This window comes from Dehalobacterium formicoaceticum, assembly GCF_002224645.1.
Classification (GTDB): Bacteria; Bacillota; Dehalobacteriia; order Dehalobacteriales; family Dehalobacteriaceae; genus Dehalobacterium; species Dehalobacterium formicoaceticum.
Map to the genome: position 1 here is coordinate 461,381 of NZ_CP022121.1, position 18,782 is coordinate 480,162.

Consider the following 18,782-nt stretch of genomic DNA (forward strand, 5'->3'; position numbering starts at 1 on the left):
GGATTTATAATTCCTGAAAAATTCGGCATAGTCGTTGATATTAGGCTATGCCGTTTTTTCGTTTATTTTGGTAAATCGATAGCGCCAATGCAGTTATAAAAAATTTGAATCCGCTGGGTTCTGTGGCTATCTACCTTTTCAGCCTTAAATACTATAATTTTATCAATGAACTCTCGGATAATCTCTGCATCCAATTCTGTAATTTCTGTGTACTTTTTTACTAGTGCCAAAAAGCGGTCGGTATTGAGGGACTGTTCATTTGCTGTATCAATGGTATGCTTTAATTTGGTTATCCTTTCTTCCAGTGTCTTCTGCTCGGCTTCATATTCAGCCGACATCTTGTAAAAACGCTCTTCGGGAATTTTGCCCATCACATTGTCCTCATATAGTTTCCGAATGATTTTGTCTATGTCAGCAATGCGAGTCTGTACTTGTTCGTACTCCTTTTGACTTTGGCGGAGTTCTTTGGCAAGTTCCTTTTCTGAATTATTCATAACTATACGAATGAATTCCTGTTCATGGTCTTTGGCAAAGGAGGTTACACGCCTTAAGTCTTCTAACAAAAGCTGTTCCACTACAACATTGCGTATCTGATGTGAACTGCACATACCCTTTTTCTTGCGGTAAGTAGCACAAACGAAGTATTCCTTATCGTGTGTCCATCCCTTGCCTCTAACCTGATACAGCTTTGCCCCACAGTCGGCACAAAACATTATGCCAGAAAGCATTCCCATTTCACCTAATCGCGATGGTCTTCGCTTGCCATCTCTGATTTTCTGCACTGTTTCCCAAGTGCCCTCATCAATAATTGCTTCATGGGTATTTTTGAAAACCAGCCAATCTTCTGGATTGTTCAATATCTTGACTTTGCTCTTATATGACTTTTTAGAAGTCTTGAAATTCACTGTGTGGCCTAGATATTCCATTTTAGCCAGAATATCTGCTACGGTACGAGCTGACCAAGCATATGGGTTTTCAGGTGGTCTTGCTGGAGTGTTAATACCCATTTTGCGAAGATGAACCGTAGGTGTATCAATGCATCGCTTTTCAAGTTGCTTTGCTATCTGCGTGGGTCCAAAGCCAGCCATGCACAGTCGGAAAATATCTCTGACCACCTCAGCGGCTTTCTCATCTATAATCCAGTGCAACTTATCTTCAGGGCCTTTAATATAACCGTAAGGCGGATTGGTGCAGAGTGGCTTACCGGACTGTCCCTTGGATTTGAACACAGCACGGATTTTCTTGCTAGTATCCTTAGCATACCATTCATTAATAATGTTAAGAAACGGTGTAAAGTCACTGTCTGCTTGGTTTGCACTATCAATACCGTTGTTAATAGCAATGAATCGTACATCTGCTTCAGGAAACATAATCTCGGTATAATATCCTACTTTAAGGTAATCCCTGCCGAAGCGGGACATATCCTTAATGATAATCGTTCCAATTCTACCGGACTCTACATCTGCAATCATGCGGTTAAAGTCTGGTCTATCAAAAGTTGTACCGCTGACCCCATCATCCACATAAAATTCGATGTTGAGAAAACCGTTGTCCTCAGCATATTTCTTTAGAATTGCCTTCTGGTTTACTATACTGTTGCTGTCTCCTGCAAGCTCATCATCACGGGAAAGCCTGCAGTAAAGAGCAGTAATTTTTGCTTCTTCAAATGCTAATTTTGATTTACGTATAGTGCTAAATGTTGACTGTCTATTCATTTTTATCCTCCATTTCCGACAGTCTTCAAGCGGTTTAGCACTATGTATATTACCGTACTACCTTGAAGAAGTCGAGTTGATTTCCGTGGGTTTATATGAACTATCTGATAACTTTGAAAGGCTTTTTGCGTTGACTGTAATCAGTCGTTTCAGCTTGGAATAGGCACTTTCCTTTGCTGAATCACTTACTCGTGATTCCACCACATAGACCGTACCTCCGATATCGGATTTGGTTGTGCGGCTGTTACTTTGATTCTCCATATCGTGACCTCCTGTCCGATGTTTTGAAGGAACTGGCACTGAGCAGAATTGATGACTCAGTGCCTAATTTATTATTTAAGCTTTTATTTGTAATATTTTTAGAGCATCCGGTTGAATTAGCTTGCCATCCAATCTTTCGTAAGCAGAAAAGCCAATTTGCCCCTGCAATGCATATAACTCACTTAATTTTTTTATTGTTATTGGTTGACGTTCAATCAGCCAGTAGTATGATAAATCTCCAAATACAATGCTTTTTGCTCCTGCTGATACTGTAGGCATATATGGAGAGGTAACTACAGGCTTTCCGAAGATGGTGTTATCTGAAGGATTCCACAGATAACTGCCGCTTGTATCCTTAAGGGTTCTAAGAAGCATAGCTGTATTATCGTGCATAATAAACACAGCGTTATTTCGGTATTCATCTTTTAATGAAAAGTACAGAGAGATGATCTCATCAAAAGAGATGGTACTATTGTCTGCTGTAGTTACATCTGCGTCTGCCGTAAGGATACCTGTTGGCTGAGTTGTGCCATTTCCATTAAGCAATGCATTTTCCTCAGCCTTACCAAAACGCTTCGCAAAATCACCCATCAGATATTTTTCAAGATTAAAGTTCATATCGGTGACGAATGAGCGGTTTAGCTTGACAAGAGATGCCAGCTTATATGATTTCACCAGAAACTGTGTAAATGTATCGGCACTTTCGGGGATTGGATCTCCGTCTTCAACCCAATCTGCTGTACCCGTTGAGGATACCGCTTGAATTTTACCTTCTGCAGAAGATAGATTGATAACAGTAGCAAATCTGCGGAATATATTTTCCTTTGCCAAAGTAGTGTTAAAGCCTTCTCTGAACTCATCTGGTGCGACATAGGCTCCTACATTATCAAAGCCCTCACTTAGATTTTGATTATTTTCTTCTTTTCCTTTCATAACATTCCAAAACGCTCTATTATAAGTTGTTGATGTTGCCATAATCGTTTACCTCCTAAATTAAAATGGATTGTGGGGTATATACCCCGTTTGAAACCGCGTTTTTTTACGCGTTGCCCCACGCCCGTTGTCCAGATGAAAAGGTGTGGAGATTTGACCTCCCCTAGGGGGACATGGAGTTGTATCCAGTGGTTTTAGTGGTTTTAGTGGTTTTAAGCTTTGTAGCAAGATGTAGCAGGTAAAAACTAAACTCTCTATACGAGAGCGATTTTTTATATAACCTGTTTTTCTTGCTACAAGCTGCTACACTGTGTTTAAATAAGAAAAAATTCTTCTTCCGTCAGCTTGTATCCGATTAGCATTGTGGTCATTCCACCACCAGAACGTGGTCGTTTCCGTTCTACACGAGCGATAGCTGTTAATGCCTGTTTAAAGTTTCTTGCATTCTCCGAATAACATCCATTGGCACTGCACCAACGCTGATACCGGGCATACACTTCGGATGTCCGCACCTCACTATTAGGACTTTCCTCCAAGGCATCCTCGAAAAATAATGCTATTTTATCGCTGTCACGCTTATAAGCCTCCGTTGCTGTCTTAACGGAATCAGGTAAAGTCAAGCTTTCTTTCTTTAACAGCTGATAGCCTTCAATTAGCCAGTTGAGGATAGCACTTTGATTCTTTGGTTTGGCGAATTCGCGTTTTAAGTTTTTATCCTGCTCGCTTTCATCAAAGTGTCGTTCAAAAGGGATGATCACTACTCTGCCACTGGAAAACAGCGTCATATCCGTAATAACGGGCAGATAATTGGTGTTGATATACAGCTTAAACTTTGGAGAAAAGTCAAAAGAATTCTCATGTAGAAACCTTGCGTTGATGGTGTCACCACCCGTCATGCTTTTTACCTGTGCAGCATTTAGGACAAGTCCTCTGCTAGGTTCGGAGATATTCACAAAGCGTACTCCTGCAAGCCGGGCAATATCTTCACTTGGACTTGAACTGTTATTGTTCTTTTTCAGACTGATAGTCTCTGGCCTTGCGGTACAGCCATAACTGCCCAATACCTTAAGAACGCTCTCACATAGCGTACCTTTACCGTTTCGAGTTGTAGCACCATAGAGAACAAACAGGCATTCATACCGAGTGTCTCCGCTGATACTGTAGCCAAAGGCTTTTTGGAGGAATTTTGCCTTTTCCTCATCTCCGCTCATAATCTCATGAATAAATCTATCCCATCGCTTACTTTTTGCTTCTGGGTCATATTTAACACCAGATATCTTTGTGAGTCTGTCCTCGCTGTTGTGGGGTTGAAAATCCATGGATGTTAAAAACAAGGTTCCATTGGAACAGTTGAGCACCTGCGGGTCTTGGTCAAATTCAGCCATTGATATGGGGTATACGCTCTGTGCATCCTTAAGTACCGTTTCTCGGTATCTTCTTGACTGCCACTTTCGGCAATAGTCAATGTATGCCTTTCTTTGATGTTCATCCTGAATAGTCAAAGCATAGGTTAGCAGTTGATTAGCCAATGATTTACACATTTCCATTACTTTTAGATTACCGATATCAGGAATCCAAATGCCATTCTCATAGCAAAACCACATCTTCCTTTCAGGAACAAAGCGGGCAAAAGGTTTATAATAATCAGCAAACAGCCTGCTTGCCCCAATATCCGTCCAAGGGTAGCGACCGTTACTCTCAGGCTTAAAGTCAGTAAGAGAACATTCACCAAAATCCTCTGTAGCTGATGAACGCTTACCACCTGGCTTGTATATTTCAGTAGCATTTGCGATAGCTTTTTCTATGGTTATCATTCCATAAGTACTGCCGGACTGTGGTCTATTCCATTTATCCCGCATTAGGCCGCTCTGCCGGAAAAGTCTGTCCATCTGCCCAATATCCCTGCCACACCAAAATGCCAGCATACCGCAAAGTGCCAAATCAGCTTCACTGGCAGAAGCATAGCCTGATGTATCCCCCTGCCATAATGCTTTGAACCTTTCTCCATTTGCCGATTTTAAACCCTTCTCAATAACAGACTTGTCAGACAGATAGGATTGACTTTCTGTATCCAGAAGTTGCTTCACAGGGGTAGGACGCAGCATATACTTGTCTAGTATCATCTGTAGCTCATACGATTTCTCCGCTATATCACCATCTGCAAACATATTTCCCGTTACGGTAACAAAGCGGTTTGTTGCTCCAGCCACATAGACCTCAACTCCCAGCTTTCTGTTGTTGATATAGTATTTTGTTTTGTCAAAGTTAAAGCCTGTGGCCTTAAAGAAAATATGAAGCCCTCTCCCAGATGGACTGTGTTCCATATAGCAACCACTAAAAGCCTCTACAATACTTTGGGCAATAGGTTTAAGCTTACCGCTGCTATCAAAGCAATCATCTAAGTCGATAACACAAATGTCATTACCTACCAAAAATCCCATACCGTCATAATCACTTATAGTAGCTATCGCCGAACTAAAATCTTTAAATGTACCACGTTGATTTGGTTTTGCCCTTTTTCTCGTTACTGGGTTATAGGGAACTTTGGTCTTTTTACCACTTCGCTCTTCATATTTCCAACAGCAAAACTGTGGCTTATCTTTAAGCATCTGCGGCAAGTTATCATATTGTGTTTTCAGTTATTTCACCTCCTTGCCTTTTATAAATGACCCGAAACGCTACTGTTCCAGAGGGTTTGCCTTGTTTGACACAACCTCGTTATCTTACAAGGATTACGCTCGGAATTATCGTCATGGCATATTCTGCTTGAAGTATCTCTTGCATTTCGGGGTATTCAGTTGTCAAGGAGCAGTGAGAGAAAAACTATGCTTTTATTGGGGGATTATTTTTCCTCTCACCTTATAGCCTTGGTAGAGCACATTAGTTGAGGATTTTCTAAAAATATTTTTCTTCCTCATTCATAAGCGAAGAATTCTATTGATTCGAACCCCTAAAATAAAAAAACAGCTTGTCTTTTTTCTAAGGTAAAGACGGCTGTAATGCTTATGCTTTTGCTCGAATTTGAGCGAAAGTGGTATTAAATTTAAGAAGGCTGAATGCTGTAGTTTTGGATTTTTCAATTAGACTTTCCGACTTTTTTGTCTAAAAGTCTTGATTTGAACCCCTTTGATTAAATGCATAAATTAAAATTGTGATTAAAACAGATGAAAAATAATGTGAGATTAATTTTCCCTCATGTTTTAAGGCAGATGGGTCCTTTGATATTGAACGGTTTAAGGAATTTTTAAGTGATAAGATTGCTGTCACAGGAGAGGGTTATGAACTCAAGTTTTTGGGTAAAAACTATGCTCGATTGCTAGCTTCAATTGATACTACAACATTTGTTATGGCAGACGAGGAACATAACTCAAAACCAGAAAATATGAACAGTGAAAATATCTACATAAGTGGAGATAATCTTGATGGTTAAAGCATCTCTTGAAGTCATATTCACGTCAAGTTAAATGTATTTATATTGATATAATTTTGCAGAGATTGATACAAATTAATTACATTGTGCTTAGGGGCGTGGAAACTCAAAAAGGGGTGTGCAGGGTAAAAGTCGAGAAATCTCGGCTATTTTTTTGTGTAAAAAAGGGAAGAGGTTATTGACATATGCCATAAAAGGGGTATAATAAGAATAGATGGCATATGCCGGAAACTAAAAGGAGGTGAAAAACATGCCGAGAAGAGACGGAACCGGTCCAATGGGTGCGGGATCAATGACTGGAAGAGGATTAGGGCTTTGCACAGGTGCTAATGCAGTTAAGTACGGAGCTGGTCTCGGAATGGGATTAGGTCTTGGACTTGCTTGCAGACGTGGTTTCGGTCGTGGCTTTGGTAGAGGATTTGCATTTAACCATACCTCCTCAAAAACACAAAAAGAGCTGCTGAACGAACAGAAAACCATTTTGCAGGATCGACTCGAAGTTATTGATAAGCAATTGGAGAACCTATAATGAGCATCAGAAATAACCGGAGGACGCTCTGGTTATTTCTGATTAGAATGGAGGTGATGAATTATGGCGAGACCGATGAAGTGGAGAAAAGTTTGCTGTTTGCCTGAAAGTAATAGATTTGGGCCTCTTGATTCACCTGCCGACGCAGAAAACCATGTAAATATGACTGTTGACGAATATGAAACCATAAGACTTATCGACTTGGAAGGCTTCACTCAAGAAGAGTGCGCCAAGCAAATGAATATTGCTCGTAGCACCGTTCAAGGCATTTATATCGAGGCCAGAAAAAAGCTGGCTGAATCTTTAGTAAATGGAAAGGTGCTTTTGATTGAGGGTGGCGAATACCGGCTTTGCAAAGGATTAGGGAATGGTTGTGGTCGTGGCTGTCATAGGCATAGGCGTGGAGGGCGCTTTACTGTTGATGAGGATAGAGGTGGTTGATCATATATTCAGAAAAAGTAATCGAGCATTTTATGTGTCCGCAAAATGCCCATAGTATGCCCGATGCAGATGCTGAAGGAAGCTACGGTGATCCTTCCTGCGGAGATTATCTGACCGTTTATTTAAAGGTGAAAGATAACCGCATAGAAGAAATCAGCTATCTTGTATTTGGTTGTTGTGCTTCAATTGCAACATCCAGTATGACATCGGTATTAGCAAAGGGTAAAACCTTAGAGGAAGCATTGAATATTACGGAAGAAGATATTATCCAGGCTTTAGATGGACTTCCTGAAAATAAGGTTCATTGCTCAAATTTAGGTGTGAGTGCGCTACGCAGCGCAATTGAGAATTATTTAAACAAAAATAGAACGGAGGATTCTTATGAAAATAGCAATTCCAGTAGATGAGAAAACTTTGGAGTCGAATGTATGTGTATCCTTTGGACGTACTCCCTATTTTCTTATTTATGATGTAGAAACTAAGGAAAGTATATTTATTGACAACAGTGCGGCAACAAGCACAGGAGGTGCCGGGATTAAAGCTGCACAAATAATAGTAGATAACAAAGCAAGTGCTTTACTCACTCCCCGCTTAGGTGCAAATGCTGCTGACGTGCTAAAACCCGCTGAAATCAAAATCTATAAAACGGCAACTACTTCAGCCAAAAATAATATTGATGCTTTTATCGATGGGAAATTACCTTTGTTGGATGAATTTCATGCCGGATTTCACGGGCACGGGGGCAATTAATATGAGAATAGCTGTGCTAAGCGGCAAGGGCGGCACAGGAAAAACACTGGTATCGGTGAATTTAGCAGCGATAGCGAAAGCATCCACATATATAGACTGTGATGTAGAAGAGCCGAATGGACATCTGTTTTTTAAGCCTGAAGGAATTCAAGAAGAAGAAATATCAGTAAAGATTCCAGAAGTTGATCATGAGTTATGCAATGGATGTCGAAAGTGCGTTGATTTTTGCAACTTTAACGCCCTTGCCTATATTAAAAACAAACTGATTGTCTTTGACGATGTGTGCCACTCCTGCGGTGGCTGTATCTTGGTTTGTCCTGCAAGGGCACTATCAGAGAAAGCAAAGGTTATTGGCAAAATTAAAAAAGGTGTTTCTGGCGAAGTGGCGGTATGGACAGGAGTATTGAACACCGGTGAAGCTACGGGTATTCCTATCATAAAAAAGCTACTTGAGAAAAGTTCGGAAGTAAATAAGCAGACATTTATCGACTGTCCACCAGGAAGCGCTTGTATCGTGATGGAGAGCATCAAAGATGCGGACTATTGCATACTGGTGGCTGAGCCGACATTGTTTGGTGTTCATAACCTCAATATGGTATACGATCTGGTCAAGTTATTTAATAAGCCATTTGGGGTGCTTCTTAACAAATGTTTGGAAGGAGAAAATCCTGCTGAGAAGTTTTGCTTGGAAAAAAATATCAAGATTTTAGGCAGGATTCCATTTGACAATGAACTTGGAACCTTGAACTCAAATGCGGAAATCGCCGTTAATAAAAATGAGGAATACCGGGAATTGTTTTCTTCTCTGCTTAACAATGTGACAAAGGAGGTGCAGCATGAAACAACTACTAATCCTTAGCGGTAAAGGCGGCACCGGAAAAACGACAATAGCAAGTGCGTTTATAAAGCTTGCTGATGCCAAAGCATATGCGGATTGTGATGTAGATGCGCCTAACCTGCACCTCATTACCGGATGGAGTGTTAAACCTGCAAAAAAAGATTATTATGGGCTACCAAAAGCAGTGATAGATCCGGAACTTTGCATTAAATGCGATCAGTGTAGGCAAAACTGCCGATTTGATGCTATTTCAATAGATGAAAAATACAAAGTGGATCATTTCGCATGTGAAGGCTGCGGCGTTTGTGAGTATGTTTGTCCTGTGGAAGCGATAACTATGAAACCGGCAGTGGCCGGGGAATTGATGCTGTATTCTGATGGAGAAAAAGTTTTTTCAACAGCGCAACTAAAAATGGGCAGTGGTACCTCCGGAATGCTTGTAACTGAGGTGAAAAAGCAAATGAAGGCTGCGGCAGCCGATGCGGAACTTGCCATTATTGATGGATCTCCCGGAATAGGCTGTCCTGTCATCGCATCACTTAGTGGTGTGGATATGGTTTTGATAGTCGCAGAACCTTCTATATCAGGTATCAGCGATATGGAGCGCATTATAAATACAGCAGCGAAATTCGGGACGAAGACAGCGGTATGTATCAACAAATATGATACCAGCATTGAAAACACAGAAAAGATTGAACGGTTTTGTAAAAAACAAGGGCTGCCTTTTATCGGTAGGATACCTTTCGACTCCAATGCCGTGAAAGCGATTAATAATGGTCAAACCGTTGTAGATATAGACTGCATATCGGGGACGGCGGTTAAAGAGGTTTATCACAAAACAATGAATCTACTCTTTGAAAAAGGTGGTGGCTAAAGTCATGCTTATTAAAACGTTGGTTGAAAACACCTCGATATCAAAAGACTTTGGCAGCGAGCATGGCCTTAGCTTGTATGTAGAAACAAAAAAACACAAAATATTGTTTGATGTGGGCGCAAGCGATTTGTTTCTTCAAAATGCAAAAAAGCTTAATGTGAATATTGCTGATGTTGACTTTCTTGTGATTTCGCATGGACACTATGACCACGGCGGAGGGCTAAAAACCTTTTTGAAAGAAAACACAAAAGCCGAGGTATTTCTACATCGTCTCGCTTTTGAAAAGCACTATGCTATTCGTCCAAATGATGAATTGGAATTTGTCGGTCTTGATGAAGATCTGAAGCAAAACAAACAAATTATCCTCACGTCAGACCGTTTCTTTATTAACAGTGGAATCCAAGTATTCTCTAATATCGTCCAAAAAGAGCCACGCCCAAAATCAAACAGTGGTTTGCTCAAGGAATATAAGGGGCAAACGATAGCTGATATCTTTGCACATGAACAAAACCTCGTGGTAGAGGAAGACGGGAAAACCCTATTAGTAACAGGCTGCGCTCATAATGGTATCATAAATATACTTGAGCATTTTCACACGCTAAAAGGCCGAATGCCGGGCTATGTGATAGGTGGATTTCATCTTTCCAGCCGCTCAGGCGGAAACGAGGACTCTGAAATGATAGATAGAATTGGTAAATACCTGATGGGTACACAAGCAAAGTTTTACACCTGCCATTGCACAGGTATCGAGCCTTATAAAAGGCTGAAAGCTATTATGGGTGATAGCATCAATTATCTGTCAGCAGGCAGTGAAATTGTATTTTAAATAAAAGGAGCAAGATTATGAGCGAAAATTGCAATCAAAGCTGTAGCAGTTGTTCGGAGGACTGCGCAGAACGAAAAGAACAAAAAACGGATTTCTCCGAGAAGCTGCATGAGATGAGCAGTGTAAAAAAGGTTATTGGTGTTGTCAGCGGCAAAGGTGGTGTCGGTAAATCACTTGTTACCTCTATGCTTGCAGTTACCATGAACAGGATGAACTATCATACTGCGATTCTTGATGCGGATGTCACCGGGCCTTCTATCCCTAAGGCATTTGGTATCAGGGAGAAAGCCTCAGGCAGTGAATTCGGTCTATTCCCTGTTAAAACAAAGACTGGGATTGATATTATGTCTGTCAATTTGCTTTTAGAAAACGACACTGATCCGGTTGTCTGGAGAGGGCCAATTATTGCTGGCACAGTAAAGCAGTTTTGGACAGATGTTATTTGGAGCGATGTAGATTTTATGTTTATTGATATGCCACCGGGCACCGGCGATGTTCCCCTTACGGTATTTCAGTCTATTGCTGTTGATGGGATTATTGTTGTGACCTCACCACAGGAGCTTGTATCCATGATCGTATCAAAGGCTGTTAAAATGGCTGAGATGATGAATATCCCTATTATCGGTCTGGTGGAAAACATGTCCTACTTTAAATGCCCTGATAATGGAAAGGACTATCAGATATTTGGCGAAAGTCATATTGAAGAAATTGCCGAAAAACATAATTTAAAGGTTCTTGCTAAGTTACCTATCGACCCAAAAATTTCGGCTGCATGTGACAAGGGTATGATAGAGCTTTTCGATGGCAATTGGTTTGAGCCGGTTGCAAAAATCTTAGAAAAAATGGAGGAAAACTAAAATGCTGAAAATTGCAGTAGCAAGCGAAAATGGAATGGTGACTGAGCACTTTGGACATTGCGAAGGTTTCATGATTTTTGATACTGAAAATAATCAAATCATCAAAAGCGAAACCGTTGCTAACCCCGGGCATAGGCCTGGATTCTTACCTAACTTTCTTGCTGATCGTGGTGTAAATGTCATCATCAGCGGTGGTATGGGCGGAGGCGCGGTTGAGATTTTTAATGAAAGGAACGTTGAAGTTGTTGTAGGAGCAAAAGGTGATGCTAAAGCAGCAGTAGAAGCGTACTTGCAGGGCTCCCTTAAATCTACTGGTTCCGTTTGTCATGAGCATCAGCATCATGATGAATGTGGGGAATAAGGTACTTCTTTGTTGAAAACTCCGATACATGCATAGCTTAAATAATAATTAACTCCTCACCACTAATTTCTAAAATCGTGATGAGGAGTTTCTATTTTAGTTTTCTAATGCCAGAATCCCAGTTCCGTCTTTAAGGTGAACAGTTCATCATCATTGTCATAAACAGTAAAACAAAGACTGCACTAAAGGTTTTATCCTTCGGTGCAGTCTTTTCTTTCAAGTCTCCGCTTGAAGAGAGTCGGTTAAAATTCACATGTTTCGTAAATCCCTATGTGAACGCTTCTTTACAGGCGTTTTTATTTTTAATCGTTATTCAACTAATTCATATTTGTTAAGCATTTCTTTAATTTTCTTTTGCTCATTAAACATCATCACGTCAATTATGGATAGGTTGGGAACAAATTCATCCTTGGCCTGGTGATACATGATATCACTGGTTTTTAAGAATCTAAGCTGCATCCCTTGGTTATTAAATTCCTCATGACTGTATAATTCCTTTCCACCAATTGCATTAATATATAATTCTGCTTGTAAGATCTTGCATATATCTATAACCCTGTCTTGTCCTTTTAATCCTGGCGTCATTTCTATCTCCGAAGCAACGTAAATTTTAGTTTCAATAGATAAATATCTGCAAATCTCTTTGATTAAGTATTGCAGATATTTCGCCAGGTTTTCTTCATCCTGAGTAATAATCTTTTCCAGGACAGGGAAAACATCTTGATAATATGGTGCTTTTCTATATGCAGATTCAATCTTTCTCAGAATTTTATTAATATTGGAAGCATCGTTTAAAATTTCAATTTCATTGATGTATTTATTTGAACTTGCTTTGCGCAACGGCAAATTTATAAAATGACCTTCTCCGTTAATCAAAATTTTATTTCTGTGGATCCAGCCACCTTTGATGAAATTTACGTCATTTCGGATTACGTATCTGTCTACAGCATTAATTAATTGCCAATATCCAATATACGGAAAAAAATAAGGCTGCATAATACCGACTTTTTCCCTCACAACAAACACCCCTTTATTTATTGGCAAGACTTTAACCTTACCGTAGTCATATCTTTGATACCAATCACACCGGGTTTAGCTTGTAAAGAGGACACTGCCACCTGCTCTCCCTTAAGCCAGCTTATAATTGCCTTGGGCAGATCGACGCCACCAATATGACTAAAAGGATATCCCCCGCCAAATCTTGGGTTCATCTCCAGCACAAAAGGAACACCCTCTACAAGGAAAGCATCCACATCAATAATCGAAATATGACCTAAATCCCTGCTAATTTTTTGCCCCGTTTCTTCTAAATCTTTATGCTCCACAATCTCAGCAAAATCCGTTTCCCCACCGCGCATTTCATATTTCTTTTTAATAGAAACACTCTGAAAATTTCCTTCCAAATCGTTAATGATATCCAATCCATATTCCTCTCCGTTTAGTTTTTCCTGGATAATAACAGATCTCTTGGGATCTTGCTGGGAAACAACCTTAATATAGTTTTCGGCAATCTTTTTTTTCGTCTTCTGATGCAATACATATAATTCTTCCTGGTTATCTGCTTCAAAGATTCCCAAGGATCCAGCGCCCCATCTTGGTTTAATCATTATAGGAAAAGATAGCTCATGGCATTTAACAGCCTCCAAGGCATCTTGAATGGAGAGAAAAGTACGGGGAGTATGGAAACCATGTTTTAATAAAAATTGATATGTTGCCCACTTATCATTACATACTGCAATAACTTCCTCGTTGGAAACAATAACCTTCACGCCAATTGATTCAAACTCCTTTTTCCTTTTTGATAATATCGGCAAATCAATATCCAAGCGAGGGATAATTGCTCTGATATGATGTTTTCGACAATATTCCATTAGAAAGGGGATATACTCATCATCAAAAGATAAAGGAGTAATGACAGCTTTATCCGCATCCTGTAAAGCAATGGAATCTAAGTTGCTGTTGGCAGCATGAACTTGTCCATTTCTTCCCAAAACTTCTTTGAAATAATGAACCAGATAACTTCGCCGACCGACGGCTGTTAACAAAATATTCATCCATATTCCCCCTTTGTTTCCATTGCATATCCGGAAGAGATTTAATTCTGATCCATCTTTAAAAGATAGGTAGTTATACGAAGAGCTTATCTCCACTCTTTATCAATTTTTATCCGGCGGTGTATGCCAAAAAAGAAGATCTGGTCTATCTTGTCAGGGACAAATGGACAACGCAAGAATACCAGACCTTTAGTCATGACATAAACTAAGCTCCGGGGCAATCTGATATACCTCCATGGCATTTTTCGTCGTTGCTTCCGCCAGCTTTTCCAGAGATATTCCCCGTAGCTCGGCAATTCTCTCTGCTACCAGACGCACCCTAGCCGGTTCATTTCTTTTGCCCCGATAAGGGTGAGGTGTCAGGTAAGGACAGTCTGTTTCCACCAGCAGTCGGTCCAGAGGTACCATCTTGGCCACTTCCAACAATTTATTGGCATTCTTAAAGGTTACCGGTCCGGCCATAGAAATATGAAACCCTAAAGTGATACACTGCCGAGCCATCTCCCAACTGCCGGAAAAACAATGGAATATTCCCCCATTGATTCCGCCCTTTTCTTCTTTGATGATCTGCATAGTGTCACCATGGGCTTCCCGATCATGAATCACAATTGGCTTTCCCAATTTTTTCGCCAAGCGAATCTGTTTGCGAAAAGCTTCCTGCTGTACATCCCGGGGGGAATGATCCCGATAATAATCGAGACCGATTTCCCCAATAGCCACTACTTCCGGTTCCCGGGCATAAACTTCAAGTTGATATAAGGAATCCTCATCAAGGGCGGTGGCATCATGGGGATGCAACCCAATTACCGCATAAATCCCCTTAAACCTTTTAGCAAGCTTGATAGCCTGCACAGAGGAGGGCAGATCGTAGCCTACCGTAGCGATTCTTTTAACCCCCGCTTCGCCCGCCTGCTCAATCACTGCCTCCAGATCTCCGGCAAATGCCGGATCATTTAAATGAGCATGGGTATCAAAGAGCACGACTGTATTCACCTACCTTACCGTCCCGCCGGGTGTGATTTCATCTATTGTAACCACTTCTAATTTGCCATCGTGGGAGGCAGCCAAAATCATCCCCCGGGATTCTATGCCCCGGAGTTTTGCCGGTTTCAGATTGGCTACCACAATCACCTTTTTCCCTACCAATTCCTCCGGCTGATAATGTTCTGCAATCCCGGACACAACTGTGCGCACCTCATCTCCTACCTTTACGCTAAGTTGGAGGAGTTTATCCGCTTTTTTCACCTTCTCACAGGATAATACTTCCGCCACTCGCAGATCAATCTTGGCAAAATCCTCAATGGTGATTTCCGGCATGATTTCTTCAATAGCTTCCTCTTTTTCTTCTGCCTGTGCCGACTCTTCCGGTACAGAGGCTTCAGAGACCTCTAAAGCCTCAGAGTCCTTTTCCAGTTCTTTAAGGTCAATGCGGGGGAAAATAGGATCTCCCCGATGAATCTTGGTACCGGCAGGGAATTTGCCCCAAAGCAAGCTGTCCCAGCCCATAATTTCTTCCTGTCCCTCTATACCCATTTGAACCCATACTTTTTCCGGGAGAGAAGGCATCATCGGCGTGCACATCACGGTGCATAAACGAATGACTTCGGCCAGATTGTAAAGGACCGTTTCTAACTTTTCTCTTCCTTGGGGATCTTTGTTCAAACTCCAGGGGGCCGCATCATCGATATACTTATTGGCTTTATTGACCAATTTCCAAATTTCTGCCAATGCATTGCTAAATTCCAGCTTATCCATGAGTTTTTCCACTTGGGCCGGGGTTGCTTGGGCCAAATCAATCAGTTCCTGATCAAATTCAGTTCCTGCTCCGGGAGCAGCTACTGTCCCCCCTAAAAATTTGTTCACCATTGCCGTGGAACGGCTGATGAGATTACCAAAATCATTGGCCAAATCGATGTTAATACGATTCACCAATGCCTCCTCAGAGTAATAGCCATCCTGACCAAAGGGTACTTCCCTTAATAAGAAATAACGGACGGCATCCACACCGTACTTGTCAATCAGCACCAAGGGATCAATTACATTTCCTTTTGATTTGGACATTTTGCCGCTGTCCAGGAGCACCCAGCCATGGCCAAAGACCTTTTTGGGCAGCTCAATTCCGGCCGCCATTAGAATAATTGGCCAAATAATGGTATGGAAACGCATAATGTCCTTACCTACTAAATGAACATCCGCCGGCCAGAACTTCCGGAATAAGGAATCATCCTCCATGCCATAGCCTAAAGCAGAAATATAGTTGGTTAAAGCATCAAACCATACATAAATCACATGCTTCCCGTCAATAGGTACTGGAATCCCCCAGGAAAAAGTTGTTCGGGAAACACATAAATCTTCCAGACCTTGCTTAACAAAATTGACCATCTCATGTTTTCGGGTGACCGGCTGAATAAAATCCGGATGCTCTTCAATATATTGTAGCAACTGATCGGCATATTTGCTCATCTTAAAGAAGTAGCTCTCTTCTTTGACCAGTTCCACAGGACGACCGCAATCAGGACAGGTCTGATTTTCTGCCAGCTGACGCTGGGTAAAAAAGGTTTCACAAGGGGTGCAATACCATCCCTCGTACTCCGACTTATAAATATCCCCTTGATCATATATTCTTTTGAAGATCTCCTGCACGACCTTTTTATGTCTTTCCTCAGTAGTTCTAATAAAATCGTCATGAGAGATGAGTAACTTGTCCCATAAATTTCTAATGCCCGCTACAATCGTATCGACAAACTCCAAGGGTGCCTTTCCTGCCTCCTTGGCTTTACGTTCTATCTTTTGCCCGTGTTCATCCGTGCCTGTCAAAAAGCGCACCTCATAACCCTGCATCCTTTTATAACGAGCCAATGCATCTGCTGCTACGGTGGTATAAGCGTGTCCAATATGTAAATTACCGCTGGGATAATAAATAGGTGTCGTCAGATAAAAGCTTTTCTTGGTCATAATAAACCTCCAATCATTCGTCTTATTATTTCAGATAGCAAAATAAAAAAACCTTCACCCATTGCAAGGGACGAAGGTAATCGTGGTACCACCCTAATTCGTCTGTATTTCGCAATACAGACCTCACCAGGTAAAATTTATACCTGTATGCTTTGATAACGGGTATTTAACCCGGTTTTAAGCTAATAAGAGGCCACTTAAGGGCTTCTCCTTTCACTTAACCCGCTCCGGGGCCATCTTCGTAAAAAAGTCATTACGGGCTTACACCTGATCCCGCTCTCTGTGAATGGCTTTACCTGCTACTCTTCCCCATCATTGCAGCTTTCATATGACTTTTAGCTAATTATATTGATCATTTAAAATTTTGTCAAGTTTCCCCAAACAACTTTTCTCAAGGTACCTTTTCCTGTATCTATATAAAACATAAAAAGATTTCTTAGTATCAGTAGGCGTTATCTATCGGATAAAGCCAACATATTATGGGACTTAATTATAGATATTATAAAATTTGTCATAAAAACGAATATTTAGGTTGATATCTTGGTAATTTTTGTTATAATTGAATTATCCTCAGGAACCATAAAATCCCTCCTAAAAAATAATTACCTGACTGGAGACAAAAATATCAAAAAAAGGTTGACTTTAGCTGGAATGCTTGGTATTATTTAGGCGAGGCGAATAATGTCGAAATTTGTTATAAAAGGAGAGGTGTTTTGAAATGATTAAATCCACAGGTATTGTTAGAAAAGTAGACGAACTGGGTCGGGTTGTTTTGCCCATCGAACTCAGAAGAACCCTAGGTATTGATGAAAAGGATGCTTTGGAAATCTATGTTGACAACGAAAAAATAATCTTGAAAAAGTATGAGCCTGCTTGTATTTTCTGCGGGAGTGCTGAAGACATACAACATTTCAAAGGTAAAAACGTTTGCCGCGAATGTGCAGCTTCCATGAATGCTGAAGCTGTATAATTAAACTTCCTCTCTAAAGATATAACCATGATAGGGAATTTTTTACAGCTAAAGTCTAATGCGGTGTCTTGTTTAAGTTATTTAATGAGGCAAATGCATTTTAATGGAAAGAATGAGGACAGGCTCATAAGCCTGTCCTTTTTTATTATGATTCCTCCAAACTGATGGTATAAACCTCATTCTTGGGGATTTTGTATTTTTGAGCCAGTACTTTAATCCCCTCTTTTTTTGTCATGCCCTCTTCAAGCAAACGGTTTAATTCTTCCTTAATTTCTGCTCTTTCCGGCTTTTCGGGCACTTTTTCCTCGCCTCCTGCCAGGATTAAAGTAAATTCCCCCTTGGGGGAATGCTCTTTAAAGTGTCCGATGATTTCCCCTAAAGATCCCCGGATCACCTCTTCAAATTTTTTGGTAAGTTCCCGTCCCACTGCCCCTTGACGATCATCTCCCAGGTAATCCTTTAGCGTCTCTAAGGTATCGATAATACGATAAGGAGATTCATAAAAAATCATAGTACGGGTTTCTTCCTTCAATCTGGCCAACCGTACCTGCCTTTCCCGCTTACCTCGGGGCAAAAAGCCTTCAAAGACAAATTGAGCGGTAGGGAGTCCTGAAACGACTAAAAGGGATAAGGAAGCGCTGGGCCCCGGGATCGGGCATACTGTGACCCCCCGGGAGATGGCATCCCGGACAATTTCTTCACCGGGATCGGAGATCCCCGGCATTCCCGCATCGGAAACAAGGGCAAGAGATTTCCCTTGTAATAACAATGAAATCAGATAATCCCCTTTGACCATTTTGTTATGTTCAAAATAACTGGTTAAAGGGGTGTGAATATCATAGAAACTAAGCAGCTTTCTTGTATGGCGAGTATCTTCCGCCGCAATCAAGTCTACTTCTTTCAAGGTTCTTAAGGCCCTTAAGGAAATGTCCTCCAAATTGCCGATGGGTGTCCCCACCAAGTACAAGATTCCTTGTTCCATAAGCTA

The 18,782-nt window shown here is 41.0% G+C and carries 19 protein-coding genes and 1 other annotated feature; of the genes, 10 read left to right on the forward strand and 9 right to left on the reverse strand.

The annotated features are described in order from the left end of the window. Positions 1-62: 62 nt before the first annotated feature. The 4 genes from CEQ75_RS02285 to CEQ75_RS02300 form a co-directional block, all read right to left on the reverse strand. Positions 63-1,715 (reverse strand): recombinase family protein, encoded by a 1,653-nt coding sequence (locus tag CEQ75_RS02285; protein ID WP_089608909.1) that lies wholly within the window; start codon positions 1,713-1,715, stop codon positions 63-65. Positions 1,716-1,772: 57 nt separating this feature from the next. Further along, positions 1,773-1,976 (reverse strand): transposon-encoded TnpW family protein, encoded by a 204-nt coding sequence (locus tag CEQ75_RS02290; RefSeq protein ID WP_024833073.1) that lies wholly within the window; start codon positions 1,974-1,976, stop codon positions 1,773-1,775. A gap of 75 nt (positions 1,977-2,051) precedes the next feature. Continuing rightward, entirely contained in the window at positions 2,052-2,951 is a 900-nt protein-coding gene (locus CEQ75_RS02295; protein WP_021622755.1) for a phage major capsid protein, read from the reverse strand. Positions 2,952-3,223: 272 nt separating this feature from the next. Further along, complete coding sequence (locus tag CEQ75_RS02300) at positions 3,224-5,518, reverse strand: phage/plasmid primase, P4 family (protein WP_198306609.1); 2,295 nt, start codon at positions 5,516-5,518, stop codon at positions 3,224-3,226. A gap of 1,071 nt (positions 5,519-6,589) precedes the next feature. Here CEQ75_RS02300 and CEQ75_RS02310 point away from each other — a divergent pair. The 9 genes from CEQ75_RS02310 to CEQ75_RS02350 all read left to right on the forward strand — a co-directional run bounded on the left by CEQ75_RS02310 (position 6,590) and on the right by CEQ75_RS02350 (position 11,815). Next, a complete protein-coding gene (locus CEQ75_RS02310; protein WP_015051404.1) occupies positions 6,590-6,868 on the forward strand; it encodes a DUF5320 domain-containing protein in 279 nt (92 codons plus the stop codon). Positions 6,869-6,931: 63 nt separating this feature from the next. Further along, positions 6,932-7,309, forward strand: a complete 378-nt coding sequence (locus CEQ75_RS02315; RefSeq protein ID WP_089608911.1) for a DUF134 domain-containing protein — start codon at positions 6,932-6,934, stop codon at positions 7,307-7,309. After that, complete coding sequence (locus CEQ75_RS02320) at positions 7,306-7,716, forward strand: iron-sulfur cluster assembly scaffold protein (RefSeq protein WP_089608912.1); 411 nt, start codon at positions 7,306-7,308, stop codon at positions 7,714-7,716. Before CEQ75_RS02315 ends, CEQ75_RS02320 begins: the two co-directional genes overlap by 4 nt. Further along, complete coding sequence (locus CEQ75_RS02325; protein WP_015051400.1) at positions 7,691-8,059, forward strand: NifB/NifX family molybdenum-iron cluster-binding protein; 369 nt, start codon at positions 7,691-7,693, stop codon at positions 8,057-8,059. Before CEQ75_RS02320 ends, CEQ75_RS02325 begins: the two co-directional genes overlap by 26 nt. A 1-nt stretch (position 8,060) precedes the next feature. Further along, the gene (locus CEQ75_RS02330; RefSeq protein WP_089608913.1) at positions 8,061-8,918 is read left to right on the forward strand and encodes a nucleotide-binding protein; all 858 of its coding nucleotides are present in this window, start codon (positions 8,061-8,063) and stop codon (positions 8,916-8,918) included. Next, positions 8,896-9,771, forward strand: a complete 876-nt coding sequence (locus tag CEQ75_RS02335; RefSeq protein ID WP_015051398.1) for an ATP-binding protein — start codon at positions 8,896-8,898, stop codon at positions 9,769-9,771. Before CEQ75_RS02330 ends, CEQ75_RS02335 begins: the two co-directional genes overlap by 23 nt. 4 nt (positions 9,772-9,775) lie before the next feature. Further along, complete coding sequence (locus CEQ75_RS02340; protein WP_089608914.1) at positions 9,776-10,597, forward strand: MBL fold metallo-hydrolase; 822 nt, start codon at positions 9,776-9,778, stop codon at positions 10,595-10,597. 17 nt (positions 10,598-10,614) lie between these two features. Then, positions 10,615-11,454 (forward strand): Mrp/NBP35 family ATP-binding protein, encoded by an 840-nt coding sequence (locus CEQ75_RS02345; RefSeq protein ID WP_089608915.1) that lies wholly within the window; start codon positions 10,615-10,617, stop codon positions 11,452-11,454. A 1-nt stretch (position 11,455) separates the two neighbouring features. Beyond that, the gene (locus CEQ75_RS02350) at positions 11,456-11,815 is read left to right on the forward strand and encodes a NifB/NifX family molybdenum-iron cluster-binding protein (protein ID WP_089608916.1); all 360 of its coding nucleotides are present in this window, start codon (positions 11,456-11,458) and stop codon (positions 11,813-11,815) included. 309 nt (positions 11,816-12,124) lie between these two features. On the opposite strand, the gene CEQ75_RS02355 is transcribed toward CEQ75_RS02350, so the two are convergent. The 4 genes from CEQ75_RS02355 to metG form a co-directional block, all read right to left on the reverse strand. Beyond that, positions 12,125-12,832 (reverse strand): WbqC family protein, encoded by a 708-nt coding sequence (locus CEQ75_RS02355; RefSeq protein ID WP_242965352.1) that lies wholly within the window; start codon positions 12,830-12,832, stop codon positions 12,125-12,127. Between the two features lie 17 nt (positions 12,833-12,849). After that, positions 12,850-13,869 (reverse strand): ATP-grasp domain-containing protein, encoded by a 1,020-nt coding sequence (locus tag CEQ75_RS02360; protein WP_089608917.1) that lies wholly within the window; start codon positions 13,867-13,869, stop codon positions 12,850-12,852. 189 nt (positions 13,870-14,058) lie between these two features. Continuing rightward, positions 14,059-14,862: a TatD family hydrolase gene (locus CEQ75_RS02365; protein WP_242965353.1), complete on the reverse strand. Its 804-nt coding sequence runs from the start codon at positions 14,860-14,862 to the stop codon at positions 14,059-14,061. Next, positions 14,863-16,824 (reverse strand): methionine--tRNA ligase, encoded by a 1,962-nt coding sequence (metG, locus tag CEQ75_RS02370; protein WP_089608919.1) that lies wholly within the window; start codon positions 16,822-16,824, stop codon positions 14,863-14,865. A gap of 63 nt (positions 16,825-16,887) precedes the next feature. Further along, positions 16,888-17,149: a binding site (T-box leader), on the reverse strand. 393 nt (positions 17,150-17,542) lie between these two features. Here metG and CEQ75_RS02375 point away from each other — a divergent pair. Beyond that, complete coding sequence (locus CEQ75_RS02375) at positions 17,543-17,794, forward strand: AbrB/MazE/SpoVT family DNA-binding domain-containing protein (RefSeq protein WP_089608920.1); 252 nt, start codon at positions 17,543-17,545, stop codon at positions 17,792-17,794. A gap of 145 nt (positions 17,795-17,939) precedes the next feature. Here CEQ75_RS02375 and rsmI read toward each other — a convergent pair whose 3' ends face one another. Further along, positions 17,940-18,776, reverse strand: a complete 837-nt coding sequence (gene rsmI, locus CEQ75_RS02380) for a 16S rRNA (cytidine(1402)-2'-O)-methyltransferase (RefSeq protein ID WP_089608921.1) — start codon at positions 18,774-18,776, stop codon at positions 17,940-17,942. Positions 18,777-18,782: the final 6 nt, after the last annotated feature.